Genomic DNA, 18,359 nt, shown 5'->3' on the forward strand with positions numbered 1-18,359 from the left:
CGTCTCCATATAAACTCTCTAGTAAGCAACTCAAGTGAGTCACATTCATAGGCTTTTGTTAAATCTAAGAGAACAGCGGTTAACTCAAATTAGTTAACTGCTGTTCTTTTTAGTTCGCAGCTAGCAACGAACCGCGAGATCTCGATTGATTTTAGCTGATCTCAAAACGGAACTGACATGTAATAGACTCGCTCATTTCTTTACGCGTCAGCAGCAGACGATAAAACATTCTTTCGGTAGCAGGATGCGCAACCGTCAATTGTTCTTCCACATTGACATGCCACTCGTTTGCTTCAAATGTCATCATAACTGCGCCAATCGCGACTTGGCCCGGACCCTTCTGCTGCGGCTCAACACCGCAAATGAATACTTCTTGGAAAGACGAAGCAGGTTCATTCATCATCACTTGATCGGTCAAAATAAGCTGCGAGTTCTCATTCATCGGACGACGCCATAGGAACTGACGAGTAAATCGTTGTAACGAGGGGCACTCGTACGCGTTCGATAAATCCAGTTCAAACAACAGTTCGTCTTCGGTAATGTCTTGATTTACGATTTCTGCCCGGTACAATTGGCCAAAGCCTTGTCGGCAACCGTTAATAATCGGCACAGAATGTCCATGAGACCCTGGTTGAATCATGTCATACCGATGTTCGGGCTGAAAATACTGCCTCGTATAGACGCCAATTCCAATATCTGCGAGCACATTAACTCCGCCAGCATGCAGGATGAAATGCCCCAAATCGTTATGATTGTGCGGTTCTTGGTTATGCCCGCCCTTCGCAGCGAATGCGGCTAAACGCCCATCCGTCTGCCGAACCTTCGACACCACCCACTGATTTCCGATGAAAATCCGTTCTTCCACCCTATCTTGCCCGTCGGCAATAGGCGTTGCCTCAGCAGAGGGTTGCTCCGGCGTCCAAAGCAACAATCTTGTCGCTTCGATCCAAGCAGGCCGCAATTGTTGAAATTGATAACTTTCTGGTGGTAAGGAAACAGAAGGGAACGTTTGGCGCAGACGATGGAAAAGCCCGGTATAGAAACGAATTTCTTCCGCAGCGTCGGAGAAATTGACGACTTTGCCGTTTGACAACATGCAGTAATGCGGGAATTTCGCAATCTTCTCAATTTTCGGTTCAGCAAGCAGGTTGATGCGTCCGCCAGTGCGCTCCCTCAGCAATTCAGAAAAAAATACAAGATGCGAAAAACCGAACTGCCAGTATACCGGACCTTCAGGAGTCGCTCCCTCCTCGTCAAAACCTGACACATATTGGCGTAAAACGCCAATCACCCGCCATAGCATTCCCGCCAGCCGTTCGCTGTCATCCGTTAAATAAATCGCTGCGGCACCGATGCTGCTTGAGCAAACCGCCGGCCAGTTATTCGTTTTCAACTCCCAGTTCTGCGGAACAGGATCGTGGAAATAAACCTGAAAGATGCGGCGCTCAATCTCCTCTTTGGCGCGGAAGACTACCCAAGGATGCAGACGGTGACCAACATGGTAGATGATTTCAGCCAGTGCAAATCCGATTCCAGATGCCTGCAGATCGATGGTTTCACGGGGCGGAATCGGTTGATCCCAAATGCCCTTTGGATATTCATTCACATACAGCCCAGCATGTACGGGCGGTACCCAGGAATATTCATTGCACACGGACCAAATCGCATTCTCAAGCCCTGTCTTCCATTCTGGACGGTCGTCCGTCATAGCAAGCAAACTGTACGTGTTCAGCCCCGCATACAACTTATAACGTATGTTCTCAAAGTTAATGTTGTCACCCGTCTCACCGAATACGATATAATCGGAAAATTGAGGTAGATGAGCTGGATTTTCCTGGATACGTGCAGCCTGTTCCTCAAGCCCTTCCCAGAATGACGCATAGCGTTCATCCTTTCTTAGCTGCGCCCACCGTTCAGTGGATGCAGCTTCAGGAAACAGTTTGCGCGATTCCGGCTGTGTTTGCTCTAGAGCATTCTTCAATTCGCGGAGCGTTAGTGTGCTGAGCATGATATCATTCCTTTGCTTTAATCCTATTTTCTTATCGCCAGAAAATCATAACTATTTTCCTGACAAGCGCGTATTGCTTTCGCGACATCATGATACGCTTGATTGACATCGATCGTATAACGGAACTCGTAAAAGCCACCGCTAGCAGCTTTGAAATTCGTATCCCACTTATTATTCGTAAGCCATGAATATAAGGGTCCAGTTGGTTCTATATGGTCGGAGTAATCCCACAGACGAAGCTTACCTATATGAACCATCGGGGCATCCAACGTCGTAAACGAAATGCCAAGGTCGCTGCCAACCAACGACGCACCGCTTTGAACCGAATAATAGTCGCAACACGCGTTTGGAAGCTGATCGATGCACGGCCGAATGGCTGCACCCGCTTTATCCAAATACCATATCCCTTGTTCCGTTTGGAAAGGGAATGCCGTATACATACCATCTGGATCCAAGACATTTTCCTTGTTCAATCTCACGGACAAGTCGAATCGTGAGCCAGTTCGGTAAAATTTATATTCAATCGCATAGGAGTGTGCGCCTCGAATCTCGTATTCGAACTCCCATGTCTCATAGAAGCTATTACTTCCCGTATTCGTAACTCGCTTAATCGTTCCCTGGAAAACTTCGCTGTCAGGAATCTCACGACTGGTATAACCAAAGCCTGCCGCCTTCCCCCGACTACCCCCTTCAAAAATCTGGTAAAGTGGTGCGCCTAGGCCTGTCGAACCGTCCACTAAGAGTGACTTTCCGCTTGGCTTATGGATAAGCGTGTGCACACCTTTCGCATCGTCCCATTCAATGCGAAACAAGTCACTTTCGAAGCGCCCTATTCCTTTTGCCTCTTCGATTGCACCTGCTGCTTCTGCCTTTGAGGATTCACTGGCTGCGCTCAAGAACTCAAGTTGCAATTCTCTTTCTTCTAGCGGTTCCATCTGGAGCTGGATGCATAACTCTTGTCCGCGAAGCGAATGGTTCACACGTTCGAAGGCGTATTGACGCCCCTGCGTATCTACCACTCGGATCTCCTGTTCAAAAATAGGAGATTCCCAGTAATCCAGCGGTAAATAGGCCAATGACATTTTTGATTCGATGGATGGATTTATGACTTTGTATGTGAACGTCCTCCGACCTGTAAAATCACCTTGGCCCTTGCCGTACAGGACTTTGTCTAACGCGATGCAGGCCCGTTCATCCGCCTCAATTGCATACTTCGTTTTGCGCAAGAGCAGCTGCTGGACGCGGAAATCATAAGGTCTGCTCAATGATGCGGAGTGCCCCCACGTATGTTCGGCATACATGACAAGCGCATTCGTCACAGGTTTCCATCCTTCTTCCGTCACATACTTCCGCTCCGGATCCAACCGTTCAGCCACCCGCTTCGTACGCTGCGCGTTGCGGAATAAGGACGTTTCCAGAGCCGTAGTGATAACGCCATCCGTCCACCAATCGTTCCAATCGCCGCGGTAGACAGGAATATCAGCCACCTCGGACTCCAAATAGGCGAAATATTCCGCTAACGTTGCGGTGCGCAATTCAATCTGCTCGCCATATTTGTCGTTCCACTGCTGAATTAATTCACAATAAGAGTCTGTTGGAGGACTGTTGTCGGTGTAGAGTCCAGAAGCCATGATCGGAAGAAATCCGTATTCATAGCCAGTTTGTCGTAGCCCCTCCACGAGTGGAAACAAGGATTTCTCGGCATACCGTATGTCCTGAATATCGACATAACGATAAGCATCTTCGATGGAAATCCCAGGAATCTGCGGATTGCCAATCATATTAAACCCAGGCATGATCCCTAATAAATTTGCTTTGTGATACGTCAACCCTTGCCAGACCAAAATACGGTTACCTTGCGGGGACTCCCAATAGAACGGCACATTCGGTTTGCCGAAAGGGCAGCCGCCGTGATGGGTATTAATATTGGTAGATAAATATTTCACTCCAACATCATACAAGGCGTCAACCATGCCCCATGAGAACCCGTTCACATCGCAAGACATGGCACTTACCAAGGGAATGCCTTCTTCCTTAGCAAACTCAAGCGCCGGCTTTAACGTATCTCGCAAATGTCCTTCATCCAGAAGTCCGGATAAATGCAGATAGAATGCCGTCAGTTCGATGTTTCCGCTCTTTAAAGCCTCGACGAGTTTGGTCCTTCCTATGGAGCCGGTTTTGTTCAAATACTTCTCCACAGCCCAGAATCCTTCGAGCATAAATTTGAATTTATCGTTTTGATTTCTTGTGAGTTGTTTTGGAGATAGTGCCATTTCAACGGCTTGCTCAACAAACTGCGCTTGATAGTCGGTGATTACTTCTTGACGTTCTGTATAACCGATATCAATATGCGCATGCTGGATGATGAAAATAACGAATGGATCTCTACGTGACATGGATGGATTTCCCCTTTGGTTTTATATCGTCCGATAAGCGACCGTACCTGTATTAATAGCCTGGCAAATCTCGAGTGGGCGTTCTGGCGTTACCCATTGATCGTCAAATTGAAGCATATAGCGGAATTCATAGAAGCCGCCCAATGTAGCTTTGAAGTTCGTCTCCCAGTAGTTGGAAAGCGGCCATGAATACAGCGGCTCTTTCACATCGGCTTGCTCTTGACCGTTTAGTTTGCGAGGCTGGTGCATGATCGAACCCGTTTGCAGCAGCGGCGTATCCGGCGTTGCCAGAAGCATGCTGCCCTCAGGGGACAGCAAAGCGAATCCTTCCTGGATACAGTAATAATCGATTAAGGTACCAGGCAACTGGTCTTGGCATGGACGAATCGGCGCCCCTGGCTTATCCAGCCATAGCTCGCTTCTTTCCTGCGTGAATGGCAGTGAAATAAAGATATTTTCCGGATCCCAGACACTATCCTTATGAATACGCACGGAAACATCGATTCGGGCAAGCTCCTTATATGCCTTCAAATAGACCGAATAATGGCTCATTCCTTCAATGGTATACGTTAATTCAACAATGCCATAAACAGGACCTTCCGTTATCTTTTTGACGCTGCATAGCTTTCCGATGGACCTCTGAACATTCATCCCTTTCCGGTTTCTGCCCATGATGCCTCTTACCTGGACCTGACTGCTGTCGTTCGCGGGTGTCTTCTCGTAAATTGGTGTGAATGCGCCAGCAAGCCGGTTGGAAGCTAACCATTCTTTATCCTTGCGTTTGTCATACCAAGAGATGATTCCATCACCTTCCGTCCAGACAATACGAAGATAAGGCGTCTCGATGGAATGCTCCGAGATCGTTAGCTTTGGCGCAGGCGAGGACTCATTCAAAACTATTAGATCCGTCAGATCGTAGACGCGCTCTTGGCCTGAAAGCCGAGTGCTGCTGGTCGTCTTGGCTTTAGCATCCTGTGCATGCCGAACAAAATAGGATTTGGTTTCATTCGCTTCCAGACTTACCACAATTTCGATCTGATTACCTCTGCTTACTCTTTCCAGCTGATGCGGAATGACGCGTCCGGTACTTTCTTCTACCACTTCCAACCCATCTTTGAGCCGATCCAGCTCCGAATAGCTGTCCAAATAGAAATGAGCGATATCTTCGATGGCATAGCTATATGGATTCACAACGCGATAGGAGAGTTTGCGATCGTAGCGAAGCATGACCTCGCCCTGCTGCTTCAGCACTTCATCCAGGATTGTGTAAACCGATCGGCTGGCGTTCGCCGCATAGGCTTCTTTTCGAACACCTAGCTGCTGTACCATGAAGTGCCACGGTTCTTTAATGGACGAATGGTAGCCCCACGTATGCTCGGCATACATCATCAGCTGATGCTCTGCTTCGCGGATCCGGTCGCCTTGCATTGTCTCCACATTTGGCTCCAGCTGGCGAACGACACGCAGCATCCGTTGGGCATCGCGGAATATTTGCGTGTGCATAGGCGTCGAGTTGACGCCGTCGCTCCACCAATCCGGCCAATCGCCACGATAAACGGGAATTTCAACGGACTGCTCACGAACCAGGTCAAAATACTGGTTTAACGTCGTCATTTCAACTTCGATCTGATTGCCGTGTTTTTCGTTCCACTCTTTGATAAAGGTGATAACTCTCGGATTAGGCGATGCATTGTCATTTAATAACCCCATGACATTGACAAGCAAGAAATCGTACGGGTATTGCTCCAGCTCAAGCTGGTTCATATAACGGAAGATGCGATCCTCGGCGAGCTGCCAATGATCTGGCGCTATCCCCCATGTCGAGTACTCATCCTCCCCCCTGAGCGTGTAGGAAAGAACGGCATCAGGATTCAACCCTAAATCATTTCCAAACATATAATGCTCGCCATTCCAGACCAGGACGCGATCCCCTTTTGGCGTCTCCCAATAGAAAGGAAACTGCTTCCGGCCTACCGGAAACATACTATGATGCGTATGAACGCAAGTAAGCAAGTTTTCGATTCCTTCATCCGCCATCGCTTGCGCGTAGCCCCAGCTATACCCGGTAATATCCGCTGTCATGGCGGACTTCACGGGAGTGTGTAAATTGATTTTGCGGGCATACTTACCTGCCTTCGCCAACATCTTGCTGAGCAGTTCATACCCCGCAAGCTCAGTCATATTCAAATAGGTACCCGAGAGTTCGATATCCCCTCGACGCAAAACTTCAGCAAATTGCTCCCGCTCTTCCTCATTCGCCTGCTCAAGAAACCGTTCCACTGCCCAGAACGTTTCACACGTCCACTTGTAGCCCGTCCATTCTTTCTTCTCGCCGCTATGAGCAGCATTGCAAATCGCTACAGCTTGCTTAATGAAGTCCACATGAAACTGCTCGATCTTTTCTTGTCTTTCGGTATAGCCGATGTCTGTGTGTGAATGATGGATGACGTAAACTTTCCATTTTTTGTTATTTTTATTTTCCATATTGCGTTCTCTCCCTTGGAATTAGTTGAATTTCTGCTTCATTCTCGCTTTAATAAAATTATGACATGAGGAAGGGTGTTTCGTCTTTGTCTGATAATATTCAATTTATCCAATTGTATGATAATATTAGTATAAAGGCTGGTGATAAAATTGAATCCCACATTCATGTGTCCATTTGTACGATTTTCATTCCGTATCCCCCTGCATGCTGGCGATCGGCATGGCCCTCGTTTCTGCTATGTCCCCTCCCTCAATTTCATCGAATCCGGCTACGGCAGCATCATCTACGAAGACCGACCGAATTTACAATTACAGCCAGGAACTTTGCTCTTTATCCAGCCTGGCATATTCCACACTTGGGAGGTGGATGCAGACAGTCCGCTCACGTTTCATTGTGTATTCTTCGAATGGTCCTATCGCGTGAAGTCTGGTATACGGTTTCCCGGAGATTTATTGTGTCAACATACAGAGGAATCAGATAATCGGTTGTTGGACGAACAGCTCGATTGCGGAATACCTGACTCGCTAGTTGTAGATTCGCTCAGCGTATGGAAGGGATTATTCGAAGCGGTAACGTCGGAGTTCAAGGCGGTATCTCCTAATTTGTCGAGCCTCGATCACGAGGATTATCCGAATTCGCTAGCCATCACAGGTCATTTCCATCTCCTGCTCCACCAAATCTATCGGTTGGCTAAGCGCCAATTGGATCTCACAGATCCGCGTATCACCAAACTGATCGCATCGATGGAAGAACTTGCAGGCGGTGAATACGAAGACGTCGAAAGTTGGGCGGAGAAGCTCGGACTTAGCCGGAGTCACTTCCATGCGCTATTCCGGACGCATACCGGCTATACGCCCAAATGGTATTGGAATCGGTGTCGCATCAACAAAGCCAAGAACGACCTGCTTAGTACGAACGATACGGTAACAGAGATCGCCGAACGTTATGGTTTTTCTTCAGTTCACGCCTTTACCAAATTGTTTCAAAAGATGGAAGGCGTCGCTCCGACGATCTTCCGCCGTCAATATCGATTGATCTAAAAAAACAGCTGTTAACTCAAAGAAGTCAACAGCTGTTTTTTTCATTCTATTTAGCAGTTAGCAACGGACCAGCGAGAGCTCGATTGACTTTATCTGATCTCAAAACGGAACTGACATGTGATAGACTGGGTCATTTCTTTACGGGTTAGCAGCAGACGATAAAAAGTTCTTTCGGTGGCAGGATGCGCAACCGTCAATTGTGCTTCCACTTCAACCTGCCACTCGTTTGCTTCAAACGTCATCATAACTTCGCCAATCGCGACTTGGCCCGGTCCCTTCTGCAGCGGCTCGACACCGCAAATGAATACTTCTTGGAAAGAGGAAGCAGGTTCATGCATCGTCACTTGATCGGTCAAAATAAGCTGCGAGTTCTCATTCATCGGGCGGCGCCACAGGAACTGACGAGTAAATCTCTGTAAAGTGGAGCACTCGTAAGCATTCGATAAATCCAGTTCAAACAGCAACTCGTCTTCGGTAATGTCTTGATTTACGATTTCTGACCGGTACTTTTGGCCAAAGCCTTGTCGGCAACCGTCAATTATCGGCACAGAATGTCCATGAGAACCCGGTTGAATCATTTCGTACCGATGTTCGGGCTGAAAATACTGCCTCGTATAGACGCCAATTCCAATATCTGCGAGCACATTAACTCCGCCAGCATGCAGGATGAAATGCCCCAAATCGTTATGGTTGTGCGGTTCTTGGTTATGCCCGCCCTTCGCTGCGAATGCGGCCACATTTCCATCTGTCTGCCGTACCTTCGAGATCACCCACTGATTTCCGGCAAAAATCCGCTCTTCCACCCTTTCTTGCTCATTGGAAGCATGTGTTGCTTCAGCAGCGGGTTGATCCGACGACCAAAGCATTAGTCTTATCGCTTCGATCCAAAGAACAGCAGGTTTGCTGGCTTGGTACGCTTGGTACTTTTCTGGTGGTAGGGAAAGGGAAGGGAATGTTTGACGCAAACGATGGAAAAGACCGATATGGAAACGAATTTCTTCCGCAGCGTCAGAGAAATTGATGACTTTGCCGTTCGACAGCATGCAGTAATGCGGGAATTTCGCAATCTTCTCAATTTTCGGTTCAGCAAGCAGGTTGATGCGTCCACCAGTGCGTTCCTTCAGCAATTCGGAAAAAAACACAAGATGCGAAAAACCGTACTGCCAATATACCGGACCTTCTGGGGTCGCCCCCTCCTCGTCAAAGCCTGACACATATTGGCGCAAAACGCCAATTACCCGCCATAGCATACCTGCCAGCCGTTCGCTGTCATCCGTTAAATAAATCGCTGCGACGCCAATGCTGCTTGAGCAAACCGCCGGCCAGTTATTCGTTTTCAACTCCCAGTTCTGCGGAACAGGATCATGGAAGTAAACCTGAAAGATGCGACGCTCGATCTCCTCTTTGGCGCGGAAGACTACCCAAGGATGCAGACGGTGACCTAGATGGTAGATGATTTCAGCCAGTGCAAATCCGATATGCGATGCCTCCAGATCGACCGTTTCACGGGGCGGAACTGGTTGATCCCAAATGCCTTTCGGGTATTCATTCACATACAGCCCAGCATGTACGGGCGGTACCCAGGAATATTCATTGCACACGGACCAAATCGCATTCTCAAGCCCTGTCTTCCATTCGGGACGGTCGTCCGTCATAGCAAGCAAACTGAACGTGTGCAACCCCGCATACAACTGATTACGTATGTTCCCAAAGTTAATGTTGTCACCCGTCTCACCGAATACGGTATAATCGGAAAATTGAGGCAGAGTAGCTGGATTTTCCTGGATACGTGCAGCCTGTTCCTCAAGCCCTTCCCAGAACGACGCATAGCGTTCATCCTTTCTTAGCTGCCTCCACCGTTCAGTGGATGCAGCTTCAGGAAACAGCTTGCGCGATTCCGGCTGTGTTTGCTCTAGAGCATTCTTCAATTCGCGGAGCGTTAATGTGCTGAGCATAAGATCAACCCTTTGCTTTTATGGTATACGGATTACATAGTCCGATAAGTGGCGGTTTTCTGCACTGCACTATTCATTCACTAACAGCTTCAACATTCGAATCGCATGCCCACTGCTCGATTCATGCTTCTCACTGGAGATGCGTATGATTACGGTATGTGTGCAACGATCCAGCTCGGTGGAAAATATGACCATGATTGGTCGATAAAACATTAAGCAGTATCGATCAAAAAGAGGTATGGCGCGAAAAGCTCCGCCATCAAGTGAAACCTCAATGTCTCCAGTATCCATTCCGGCCAGCAAGGAGAGGCCGACTGCCGTTCCGGTAAAGCTGAATTGAAACTCGTCCCCGGGTGACTCCCCCAAAAAGATGTCTGCAGTAGGCGCCCAGTTGAAGAGTTTCTCGGTTGTCCAGCCCTCAATCATTCGCCAATTGGAACTCGAATGAGCCATTAAAGGTGACAATTGCTTTCCATTCTCATAACAAACCGAATCAAGTGGCCAAGGGAGTGCTAGTGGATCTTCAGACTTCTCATTGGGTACGATTAGCCCTATTTCCAAGAAATCTTCCATCACCCTTGCATACAAACTATAACCGTAATCATTCGGATGCACTTCATCACCGCTAATATCTTCCCATTTTAGATCCCCCGAGATGATCTTGTCATACATGGCACCGGCAATGTTTACGGAAGGAAGCCGATAATATTCAGCGACTTCTTCGTGATTATAAATATTGTCCTGAAGCCTGCGATTCGCCGAATAGCTTTCGGAGCCCGATCGACGTGCGGTATAAATAAAACAAATGTCTATTTGCGGATTGCTTCGCTTGGCATGACGAACGATGCCTTCCATCGCCCGAATGGACTCAGTGCGATTCCCAGCATCGTTAACGGCAAACTCGACAAAAAGGAGATCGACATCACCGCGGTCAAGTACATGCTCTTCTAACCGAAAAGCCCCATAGGTCGAATTCGTTCCTCCAATGGCTGCGTTGATGAACTTGAACGCCGCTTCAGGAAAGCGACGCTCTAAATATCGATATGTCAGTGCACGGTAGCTTGTGGCTTCTGAATCGGAAGCACCTTCTCCCGCTGTAACCGATCCTCCTATGAAAGCAACTGTCGCTTGATGGAGATTTGCTACTTTATTAGCAATACGCTTTAGGCCGTCACGAATTGAATAATCTTCAGGAGTTCTCTGCATTGAGGTCAACCTAATACCCACCTTCATTCATAATTAGAAATCCAATACCGAAAACGTAGCGTATGCCTCTTTCTCAACCTTTTCGATATCAATATGGCCCGACAATCCCGGCTTCTTAGACACATGTACGAATCCGTTCGCATCAACTTCTAGAGTGTCAGTAATTGGATTGCCCCATATGAAAGCTTCATACATGGATGTGTTTCTGATTGCTGCGATCATCTGCATACACAATTCTCCACCGCCGTGTACTTCCGCACGAAGATTAAAGGATTCGGCCATGTGGGCAATTTTCATCGCTCCTGTGACGCCGCCTTTTAACCCGGGACTTACCCGAACCATATCGCCTTTACCAAAATGCACGAAATCAGCCGAATTATAGAAGCTTCCAGGTGATGTCTCTGCAACGAGAAGCGGTATAGATAATTTATCTGCCAGCTTGCTATATGCATAAATGCTATACTCGCGCATCGGCTCCTCATACCAATAATAATCGGCCTCTTCCAACGCTTTGCCGAGGTATAACGCATCATGGTAATCAAATCCGGCCGAGCCGTCATACATCAATTTGAAATCTTTGCCTACCTTCGCCCGCAGTGCTTGGCACAGCTCAGCATCCCTGCGCGCATCACCCCACGCATGCAGCTTGATCCCTTTATAGCCTCTTTCCAAACATTGATCAGCGATATCCATAAATTCTTCAAGGGTGTTGTATGTGGCTGTACTGGCATAAGCTTCCGCTTTTTCCCGGAATCCTCCGAGAAGCTGGTACAAAGGAAGTTGTGCTTTTTTGGACGTAATGTCCCACAGGGCTATATCAACAAGTCCGAAGAAAGGCAGCGGTAAATAATCAAGACGGTCGATCTCCCAAATTTTATGATAAAGGAGTTCTTTTTGCAAAGGGTCCGCTCCGATTAGCAGATCTTTGAAATACTTTTTGGCAATATAAACGAGATAATCCGCGTTGCTGTAGGTCGCATAGCCATCAATGCCTTCATCGGTCATAATTCGAAGCACAGCATGGCTTGTATTACTATACACTTCTGGTCCTGCTAAACCATCACGCCATCTGAACCTGTTGGTATCTTTCTTTTGTTCGCGCAGGTATATTTTCACGTCAGTAATTTTCATATTCCATGTCCCCCATTATCTTAATTGGCTTCCGCCATCTGCTACTAGACACGTGCCCGTAATAATTGACGCTTCAGGTCTAAGAAGCAATGAAACAACCCCTGCAATTTGCTCGGATGTTTGAATTCTTCCCTCTTCGATGCTAGTTTCGAGTTTGCGCAGCGCTTCTTCGGTATTCACACCCGCTACTTCGCGGAACAAAGGTGTGTCTACACCAGCTGGAAGAACCGCATTTACACGGATCCTATCCTTTAGCCATTCTTTGGCAAGTACTCGCGTTAGGTAATTGAGTCCCACTTTGGATATGCCGTAAGCTGCATTCCCTTCTGCAAGATTCAGAGCTTGAATGGATGAAATATTTATCACATTGCCACAAGTGACCTTCAACAGAGGATGGGCAAGTCGGCATAATAAGTAAACCCCTTTTAGATTTACATCCATAATGGCATCCCATAATTCAGGATCGGTGTCAACTAACGATTTAGGCTTGCTCATGGCGGCATTGTTTACCAGAACATCCAATCTACCGTAATTGGCTTTCCAATTCTGAAATAGTTGGCCCAGCGCCTCCTCATTCGATACATCAATCTGCTGCTTGTAAGCGCGTCCGGCGTTTCTAGTTATCAACTCGACAACTTCATCGATTAGCGAAGAATTTCGGTCTGCGATGACGACGGTATATCCATCCTCGGCTAATCGTATGGAGATGGCTCTTCCAATGCCCGATGCGCCTCCGGTTACTAAAGCTACTTTGTCTGACATATAGATCCTCCTATTTTTCACTACCGACATAGCTGGTGACAATCTATTTCACCAATAAAACTGGTTCTTCATTCAGCTGTTAGCGTATAGATTTCGGTTACATCTCGCCAATCCTCTACGAAGCAGCTTCCTACCCGCTTGTTCCATTCACTTATAATAGCCTCGTCGTACTTTCGATCCTGCTTCTCCAAATCAGGATCGATATCCTGTATCATAACCAAATCTGTACCTACTCGAAATAATCGGATCAAGGTAAACCGCTCCCTTAGTCGCTGATCCATTTCCGCTGGCATATCTCGATGCAGTTGTTCATATCGTTCGATCTGATCCGGATGCAGTTTGGCAATTTTAATCTCTGTTCTCCGCTTTGAAATCAACTTAATAACCCCCATTACTAATTATTGAAAATCCAATATCGAAAAGACGGCATTTGTTAACGTTTTAGAGGCTAGTTGAACGCCATTCTTACACAATTGTGCCGAACTATTGTTACATCCTTCCTACTTGGTACGATTGTAGCAATCTACCTGTTTGCGCGTAAATGAAGAAACTAATCATAAACTGCACAAATTAAACATGGCTGCAGTTTACAACCTGCAGCCACATGTGATCCCGTTAGCGAATAAATGTAACCATCATTGAGATTCTTTGAGTAATCCAATTTTTTCAAATGGTATGGGTTTGAAATCAGGGATGAGTTGAAATACGATCGAATCTTGCCGCAAAGCAAAGTTCAACTGGGAACCATCTTCAAACCCCAAATCAACATCATCATTAAGCTGCAAGTTATCTTCGACCTTTCCGTGCTTAATCATCAAATCGGCCAGTTTCATGGGCTTGGTCTTGTAAATAATATTCTGAACGATAGAATTCCCTTTGGGTACCCCAGGGTCATCATTCAAAATATTAAACAATCGCGGATACTTTTGCTTCCATACCTCACTTTGGTAAGGTACTTCCCTCAGTTTAACAAACATAGTTCCCTGTTCAGGATGCATATGTGCTTTGAACCAATCGAGCAGAGCTCTATCATCGAAGCTGACCGATTCGTTTCCTTCTAGAATTAAGTTGTTGGCGATGAGATGGTCTCTTCCACCCCCCATATGAAAAGCTTGCCAAACTTTATAGAAAACATTCCCATATATTTCCGTGCTGCTTACTGCATCGTCCATATAAACACCGAAGGCGCCTATACTGCCCTCAATTCCGCTGACATGGTGAATAAAATTATACCGTATGACATTCCCACGGTACGTCCAGTCTCGTCCGGCATAGATGGCACCAGCATCATCTGTTTCGAGAACAACATTGAAAATCTCATTATATTCGATGATATGGTCATTGCCCCAATACATAATGGCTGCATGGGGGGCCTCATGAATTCGGTTATGGCTAGCCTTATTGCCGACCCCATACATCTGAATCGCTTCTGAATACGTTTTTTTGATTCGGGAATAACGAAATATATGGTTATTTTCAGCAATATGACCTCCTGGTGTAAGGTTCCTCCTGTCCCCGCCACTCAGTGTAATTCCACCTGAACCCGTATCATAAATCTCGCAGCCTACAATTTGATGCCCAGTCCCGCCAATAATAGGATCTTCACTATTGAAGTTGCCAATAACTACTCCTTTTTGCCCAAGTTTTCTAATCACACAATTCAAAATACGATTGCAGGATCCTCCCAGAATCTTGATTCCGTCACCCCGACTCACTTCCAACACCAACCCTTGAACAGTTACAAATGAAGCGTTATTCATGAATATAAACGGTTCCTTCATAATAGAAAGCTGAATGGTGCTTTTTTCCATGGGAGACGGCGGATAGAAATATAAGACCCCAAGCTCCCTGTCCAAATACCACTCTCCGGGTACATCCAGTTCCTCCAGTATATTAAAGGCATAATACCGCTGACCGCTTCTTACCCCATACCAACTTGGTTGCAGAGTCTTCATACATTTTGCCTCGGTATCAATAGATTCGACCTGGAGAAAGCCATCCGCCCAGTCATGGTACCAATATCCAAACAGCCATACATCCCTGACATTCCCCCATCGATTCGGGCGTTCTTCTTGATAACCGAAAATAAGGCCCTGGTAGGGGTTATCCCGTTGTTCAGGTGGAACATAATCCTGACTAGTCGTAGGAACGTCCAATGCATAATTTCTGGGAATTGTTCCCGTATCTTTAATTTCCCCTGTCTTCACATATCCTTCGTTGGGCCATCGGGCCAACGTCATGGCATTTCCGTTAAAAAACAATTCAGGCATCGATTCCACACTAGAGAAACCGAATCCTGAGTGCCTGATGTCACCGTATTCGGTGATTCCCTGCTTTTTCAAATCATATTGAAGGACTTTTGACCTTGCTTCTTGCGGAATTCTATTTCGGACAGCTTCGTCTACAACCGGCTCAAAGGCCGACTCAGTCAGATCGAGTCCACCCATCAAACAGACAGTTTCATCTTGATATGCCTTGTATACAATGGGTGAGTTTTCTGTTCCGGAATCCTGCTCGTTCAAATGAAACGAATTAGCTAAACGGTAAACGCCTTCCCGCAAATGAATAGAAATCCCTCCGGAAGGCAAACCCGTACTCTGTTTCATAACCCTAATAGCATCTCTTGCCCTCTCTAATGTGGCAAACGGCGCATCGATCATGCCATCGTTCAAATCATTTCCGTCAGGTGCAACAAAATAGTGTTTCATGTAAGTTAGTCCTTTCTGGCATTTAATAAAAGTAAAGGAGACCGTGACTGACGGTCCCCCATACATCAAGCTGTTATATTATTGCCATTGTTTCAAATACAAACGATTTGCCGCTTCCGTCATGTCATTTCCGAGTTCTTTCTTAGCTTGTTCAACATATTTGTCGTAGTCTTCTAACGATTTAGCACCAGTTATTACTGCTGCAAACATTTGTTTGAACTCTGCAATCTTCGTATTCACTTTAGGAGTCAAATCTTCGCCTGAAGGCGTTTTCAGAGGACCATTGACTTTAGTGAAATTCCAAACGTTGTTCGCTTTCGAATAGAGTCCCGACGCATCTTCGGCGTATTTCTTGATATTGTCGCCGTAAATCTTAGGGAACAATGTCTTTGTAAAGTCCCAATTCTCTCCAGCTGGCATAAGCATGTTGAAACCTTCTTTTAAGAAAGCATCAGCATTATTCAGTTCCTTCTTGATCGTAGGTACACCATCAACCATATCATACGTTTTTCCTGCAATTCCGCGGGCTACCATCATTTGAAGTTCGTTGTCTGTTCTGAGCTTGTCTACAACGCCCATAGCAGCGTGCAATTTATCCGGATCTTTCTCTAATTGCTTACCGAAGATCAAAGGTTGAGCCAAAATAAGTTCATAGGTTCCAAGAGCCGGCTTCGTATCAGGCTTGGATTTCGGGAAAGCAACCCATTCCATTTTAGCCTGTGGGTTTTTAGTTGTCGCTTGTTCCCAAATGGAGCCTGGATCGAACGGCGCTGCAATTTTGTTGTTTAAGGCTGCATATTGATAGATAACCGTATTCCCATTAATCCATTCATTATTGAGCGCAGCGTTGTCCATTGTTACAAATTCCGGATTGATATAGCCTGCTTTATACCACTTGTTTGCTGTTGCCATTGCTTCACGCATTTCGGGCATAAAGAAGGAATATTCCATCTTGCCGTTCTTAATTTGCCAAGAATCGAAATTCACACCGTATGCCGCAAGTAAGAAGTACAATGTTTGTTGCATCGCATCTTTGCCTCTGGCAGTTACCGGATACTTGTTTGGATACTTTTGCTTGAAGGCTTTAAAGAAGGCTTCCCAGTCATCCACGGTCACCGGTGTTTTTAAACCCAGTTCATCAAGGATATCTTTGCGGATCACAAGCCCGTAAGGATATGTAGATGATTGTTGGCCAGCAAAGAAGCCCGCGATTTTGCCATCTACCGTAAAGCGACTAAAGACTTGTTCTTTTGTCAAACCAGCTGCCTGATATTGTTTCAGTGCAAGCGCATACAAATTAGGCATGTATTTCTTAAGATCGTCTTCCGTGTATTTAGCGGATGCATTCTTCAACATTTCTGGATCCCAACTTGCAAAGATATCCGGTATTTCATTAGCAGCATAAAGCAGATTCATCTTCTGAGGGAAGTCTGCATCAGGCGCTCCTGTAATGGTCAGGTTTTGACCCAACTTTGCGACAATCGCTTTAATATTTTCTGAATCAGGGTTCGGCGTGAAACGACCCATAAACATTTTAATATCGTACTTTTTTGCTACTGCCGGTGTAGCTGCAGCTGTTGCTGCAGCTGAAGCTGCCGGTGAGCTAGTCGAGTTGTCTTTGGCACACCCTGTCAATGCAGATGCAAGAAGTAAAGAAGAAAGTGATGCAGCAACTACTGTTTTTTTAGCCATTTAAGAACCCTCCTGTTTTTGTGAAAAATTATATATATAAAGGTTTACACCGATATACCATTATCCTTTTACAGCACCAACCATAATGCCTTTAACGAAATATTTTTGCAAGAATGGATAAACGCATACGATCGGAATGATGACAGCCATGAGAATCGCAGATTTAACGGATTCAGGCGAATACTGCTGCCCCTGCATTTGCAACTCAGTCATGTTTGTTAGATTTTGTGCACCTAACATATCATTGGCATTAATCAGCACTTCTCGAAGTACCACTTGCAAAATTCTGATGTTTCCGCCAGTCGTATACATGATCGCATCGAACCAGGCATTCCAATGAGCAACCATCGTCCAAAGCGTAACTGTCGCAATGACGGGTGCGGATAACGGGACGACGATCCGGAAGAAGATCAACAAATCATTGGCTCCGTCTATTCGAGCGCTCTCTTCCAATTCTTCTGGTATGGAGTAGAAGAAATTTCGCAGAATGATGATGTTCCACGCGGTGACTAACCCAGGCAATACCAAGGCCCAAATCGTATTAAATAAATGGAGGTTGCGAATTAGAAGATAAGTCGGTATGAGACCTCCGCCAAAAAACATCGTAAACACGACAATCCACATCCAAAACTTACGTCCCCATAATTGCGGCTTGGACAGCGGATAAGCAAGCATCGCGCTTACAACGACCGTCAAGAATGTACCTAATACCGTCCGGTATATCGTCCAATAATACGCCTTTAATATGGTTCCATCGAGAAAAATTCGCTTGTAAGAATCAAAAGTTGGATGGGTTGTAAAAAGATGCAACCCGATAATTCTCGCTTCATCTGGCTTACTAAACGAGATCACAACTTGCTGCCAGAACGGATAAACGATGGTGAGACACAAGAACAACAACAAAGAAATATTAATAATATTAAACGACTTTTCCGCTAACGTATGTTTAGATTTCATGCCTTTCCCCTTCTTTCTT

General features: G+C 46.2%; 12 protein-coding genes. 1 reads left to right on the forward strand and 11 read right to left on the reverse strand.

Going from position 1 to position 18,359, the window contains the following annotated elements:
• Window positions 1-151: 151 nt before the first annotated feature.
• From AC58PQ_RS03160 to AC58PQ_RS03170, 3 genes are read right to left on the reverse strand one after another with little or no spacing between them, the layout of a single operon-like run.
• Window positions 152-2,008 carry a heparinase II/III family protein gene (locus AC58PQ_RS03160; protein ID WP_497240502.1) on the reverse strand — a complete coding sequence of 619 codons (1,857 nt, stop codon included), beginning with the start codon at window positions 2,006-2,008 and terminating at the stop codon, window positions 152-154.
• 23 nt (window positions 2,009-2,031) lie between these two features.
• The gene (locus AC58PQ_RS03165) at window positions 2,032-4,404 is read right to left on the reverse strand and encodes a glycoside hydrolase family 38 N-terminal domain-containing protein (RefSeq protein WP_497240503.1); all 2,373 of its coding nucleotides are present in this window, start codon (window positions 4,402-4,404) and stop codon (window positions 2,032-2,034) included.
• A 21-nt stretch (window positions 4,405-4,425) separates the two neighbouring features.
• Window positions 4,426-6,888, reverse strand: a complete 2,463-nt coding sequence (locus AC58PQ_RS03170; RefSeq protein WP_497240504.1) for a glycoside hydrolase family 38 N-terminal domain-containing protein — start codon at window positions 6,886-6,888, stop codon at window positions 4,426-4,428.
• A 150-nt stretch (window positions 6,889-7,038) separates the two neighbouring features.
• Here AC58PQ_RS03170 and AC58PQ_RS03175 point away from each other — a divergent pair, with 150 nt between their 5' ends.
• Window positions 7,039-7,929: an AraC family transcriptional regulator gene (locus tag AC58PQ_RS03175; protein WP_497240505.1), complete on the forward strand. Its 891-nt coding sequence runs from the start codon at window positions 7,039-7,041 to the stop codon at window positions 7,927-7,929.
• Between the two features lie 89 nt (window positions 7,930-8,018).
• Here the strand turns inward: AC58PQ_RS03175 and AC58PQ_RS03180 are convergent, their stop codons facing one another.
• From AC58PQ_RS03180 to AC58PQ_RS03215, 8 genes are all read right to left on the reverse strand, one after another.
• The gene (locus tag AC58PQ_RS03180) at window positions 8,019-9,884 is read right to left on the reverse strand and encodes a heparinase II/III domain-containing protein (RefSeq protein ID WP_497240506.1); all 1,866 of its coding nucleotides are present in this window, start codon (window positions 9,882-9,884) and stop codon (window positions 8,019-8,021) included.
• Window positions 9,885-9,953: 69 nt separating this feature from the next.
• Entirely contained in the window at window positions 9,954-11,090 is a 1,137-nt protein-coding gene (locus AC58PQ_RS03185) for an SGNH/GDSL hydrolase family protein (RefSeq protein ID WP_497240632.1), read from the reverse strand.
• A 33-nt stretch (window positions 11,091-11,123) separates the two neighbouring features.
• Window positions 11,124-12,221 (reverse strand): enolase C-terminal domain-like protein, encoded by a 1,098-nt coding sequence (locus AC58PQ_RS03190; RefSeq protein WP_497240507.1) that lies wholly within the window; start codon window positions 12,219-12,221, stop codon window positions 11,124-11,126.
• A gap of 15 nt (window positions 12,222-12,236) precedes the next feature.
• On the reverse strand, window positions 12,237-12,983 hold the full coding sequence (locus tag AC58PQ_RS03195; RefSeq protein WP_497240508.1) for an SDR family NAD(P)-dependent oxidoreductase: 747 nt from the start codon (window positions 12,981-12,983) through the stop codon (window positions 12,237-12,239).
• Window positions 12,984-13,051: 68 nt separating this feature from the next.
• Complete coding sequence (locus tag AC58PQ_RS03200) at window positions 13,052-13,360, reverse strand: L-rhamnose mutarotase (protein ID WP_497240509.1); 309 nt, start codon at window positions 13,358-13,360, stop codon at window positions 13,052-13,054.
• A 258-nt stretch (window positions 13,361-13,618) separates the two neighbouring features.
• Window positions 13,619-15,691, reverse strand: a complete 2,073-nt coding sequence (locus AC58PQ_RS03205; protein ID WP_497240510.1) for a right-handed parallel beta-helix repeat-containing protein — start codon at window positions 15,689-15,691, stop codon at window positions 13,619-13,621.
• Between the two features lie 78 nt (window positions 15,692-15,769).
• A complete protein-coding gene (locus AC58PQ_RS03210; RefSeq protein WP_497240511.1) occupies window positions 15,770-17,383 on the reverse strand; it encodes a type 2 periplasmic-binding domain-containing protein in 1,614 nt (537 codons plus the stop codon).
• A 60-nt stretch (window positions 17,384-17,443) separates the two neighbouring features.
• Entirely contained in the window at window positions 17,444-18,340 is an 897-nt protein-coding gene (locus AC58PQ_RS03215; RefSeq protein ID WP_497240512.1) for a carbohydrate ABC transporter permease, read from the reverse strand.
• Window positions 18,341-18,359: the final 19 nt, after the last annotated feature.

Source organism: Paenibacillus sp. J22P143 (assembly GCF_059692035.1).

Coding starts and splice junctions, on each gene's coding strand:
- AC58PQ_RS03160 (WP_497240502.1), bottom strand. CDS start 2,008: ATGCTCAGCACACTAACGCTCCGCGAATTGAAGAATGCTCTAGAGCAA.
- AC58PQ_RS03165 (WP_497240503.1), bottom strand. CDS start 4,404: ATGTCACGTAGAGATCCATTCGTTATTTTCATCATCCAGCATGCGCAT.
- AC58PQ_RS03170 (WP_497240504.1), bottom strand. CDS start 6,888: ATGGAAAATAAAAATAACAAAAAATGGAAAGTTTACGTCATCCATCAT.
- AC58PQ_RS03180 (WP_497240506.1), bottom strand. CDS start 9,884: ATGCTCAGCACATTAACGCTCCGCGAATTGAAGAATGCTCTAGAGCAA.
- AC58PQ_RS03185 (WP_497240632.1), bottom strand. CDS start 11,090: ATGCAGAGAACTCCTGAAGATTATTCAATTCGTGACGGCCTAAAGCGT.
- AC58PQ_RS03190 (WP_497240507.1), bottom strand. CDS start 12,221: ATGAAAATTACTGACGTGAAAATATACCTGCGCGAACAAAAGAAAGAT.
- AC58PQ_RS03195 (WP_497240508.1), bottom strand. CDS start 12,983: ATGTCAGACAAAGTAGCTTTAGTAACCGGAGGCGCATCGGGCATTGGA.
- AC58PQ_RS03205 (WP_497240510.1), bottom strand. CDS start 15,691: ATGAAACACTATTTTGTTGCACCTGACGGAAATGATTTGAACGATGGC.
- AC58PQ_RS03210 (WP_497240511.1), bottom strand. CDS start 17,383: ATGGCTAAAAAAACAGTAGTTGCTGCATCACTTTCTTCTTTACTTCTT.
- AC58PQ_RS03215 (WP_497240512.1), bottom strand. CDS start 18,340: ATGAAATCTAAACATACGTTAGCGGAAAAGTCGTTTAATATTATTAAT.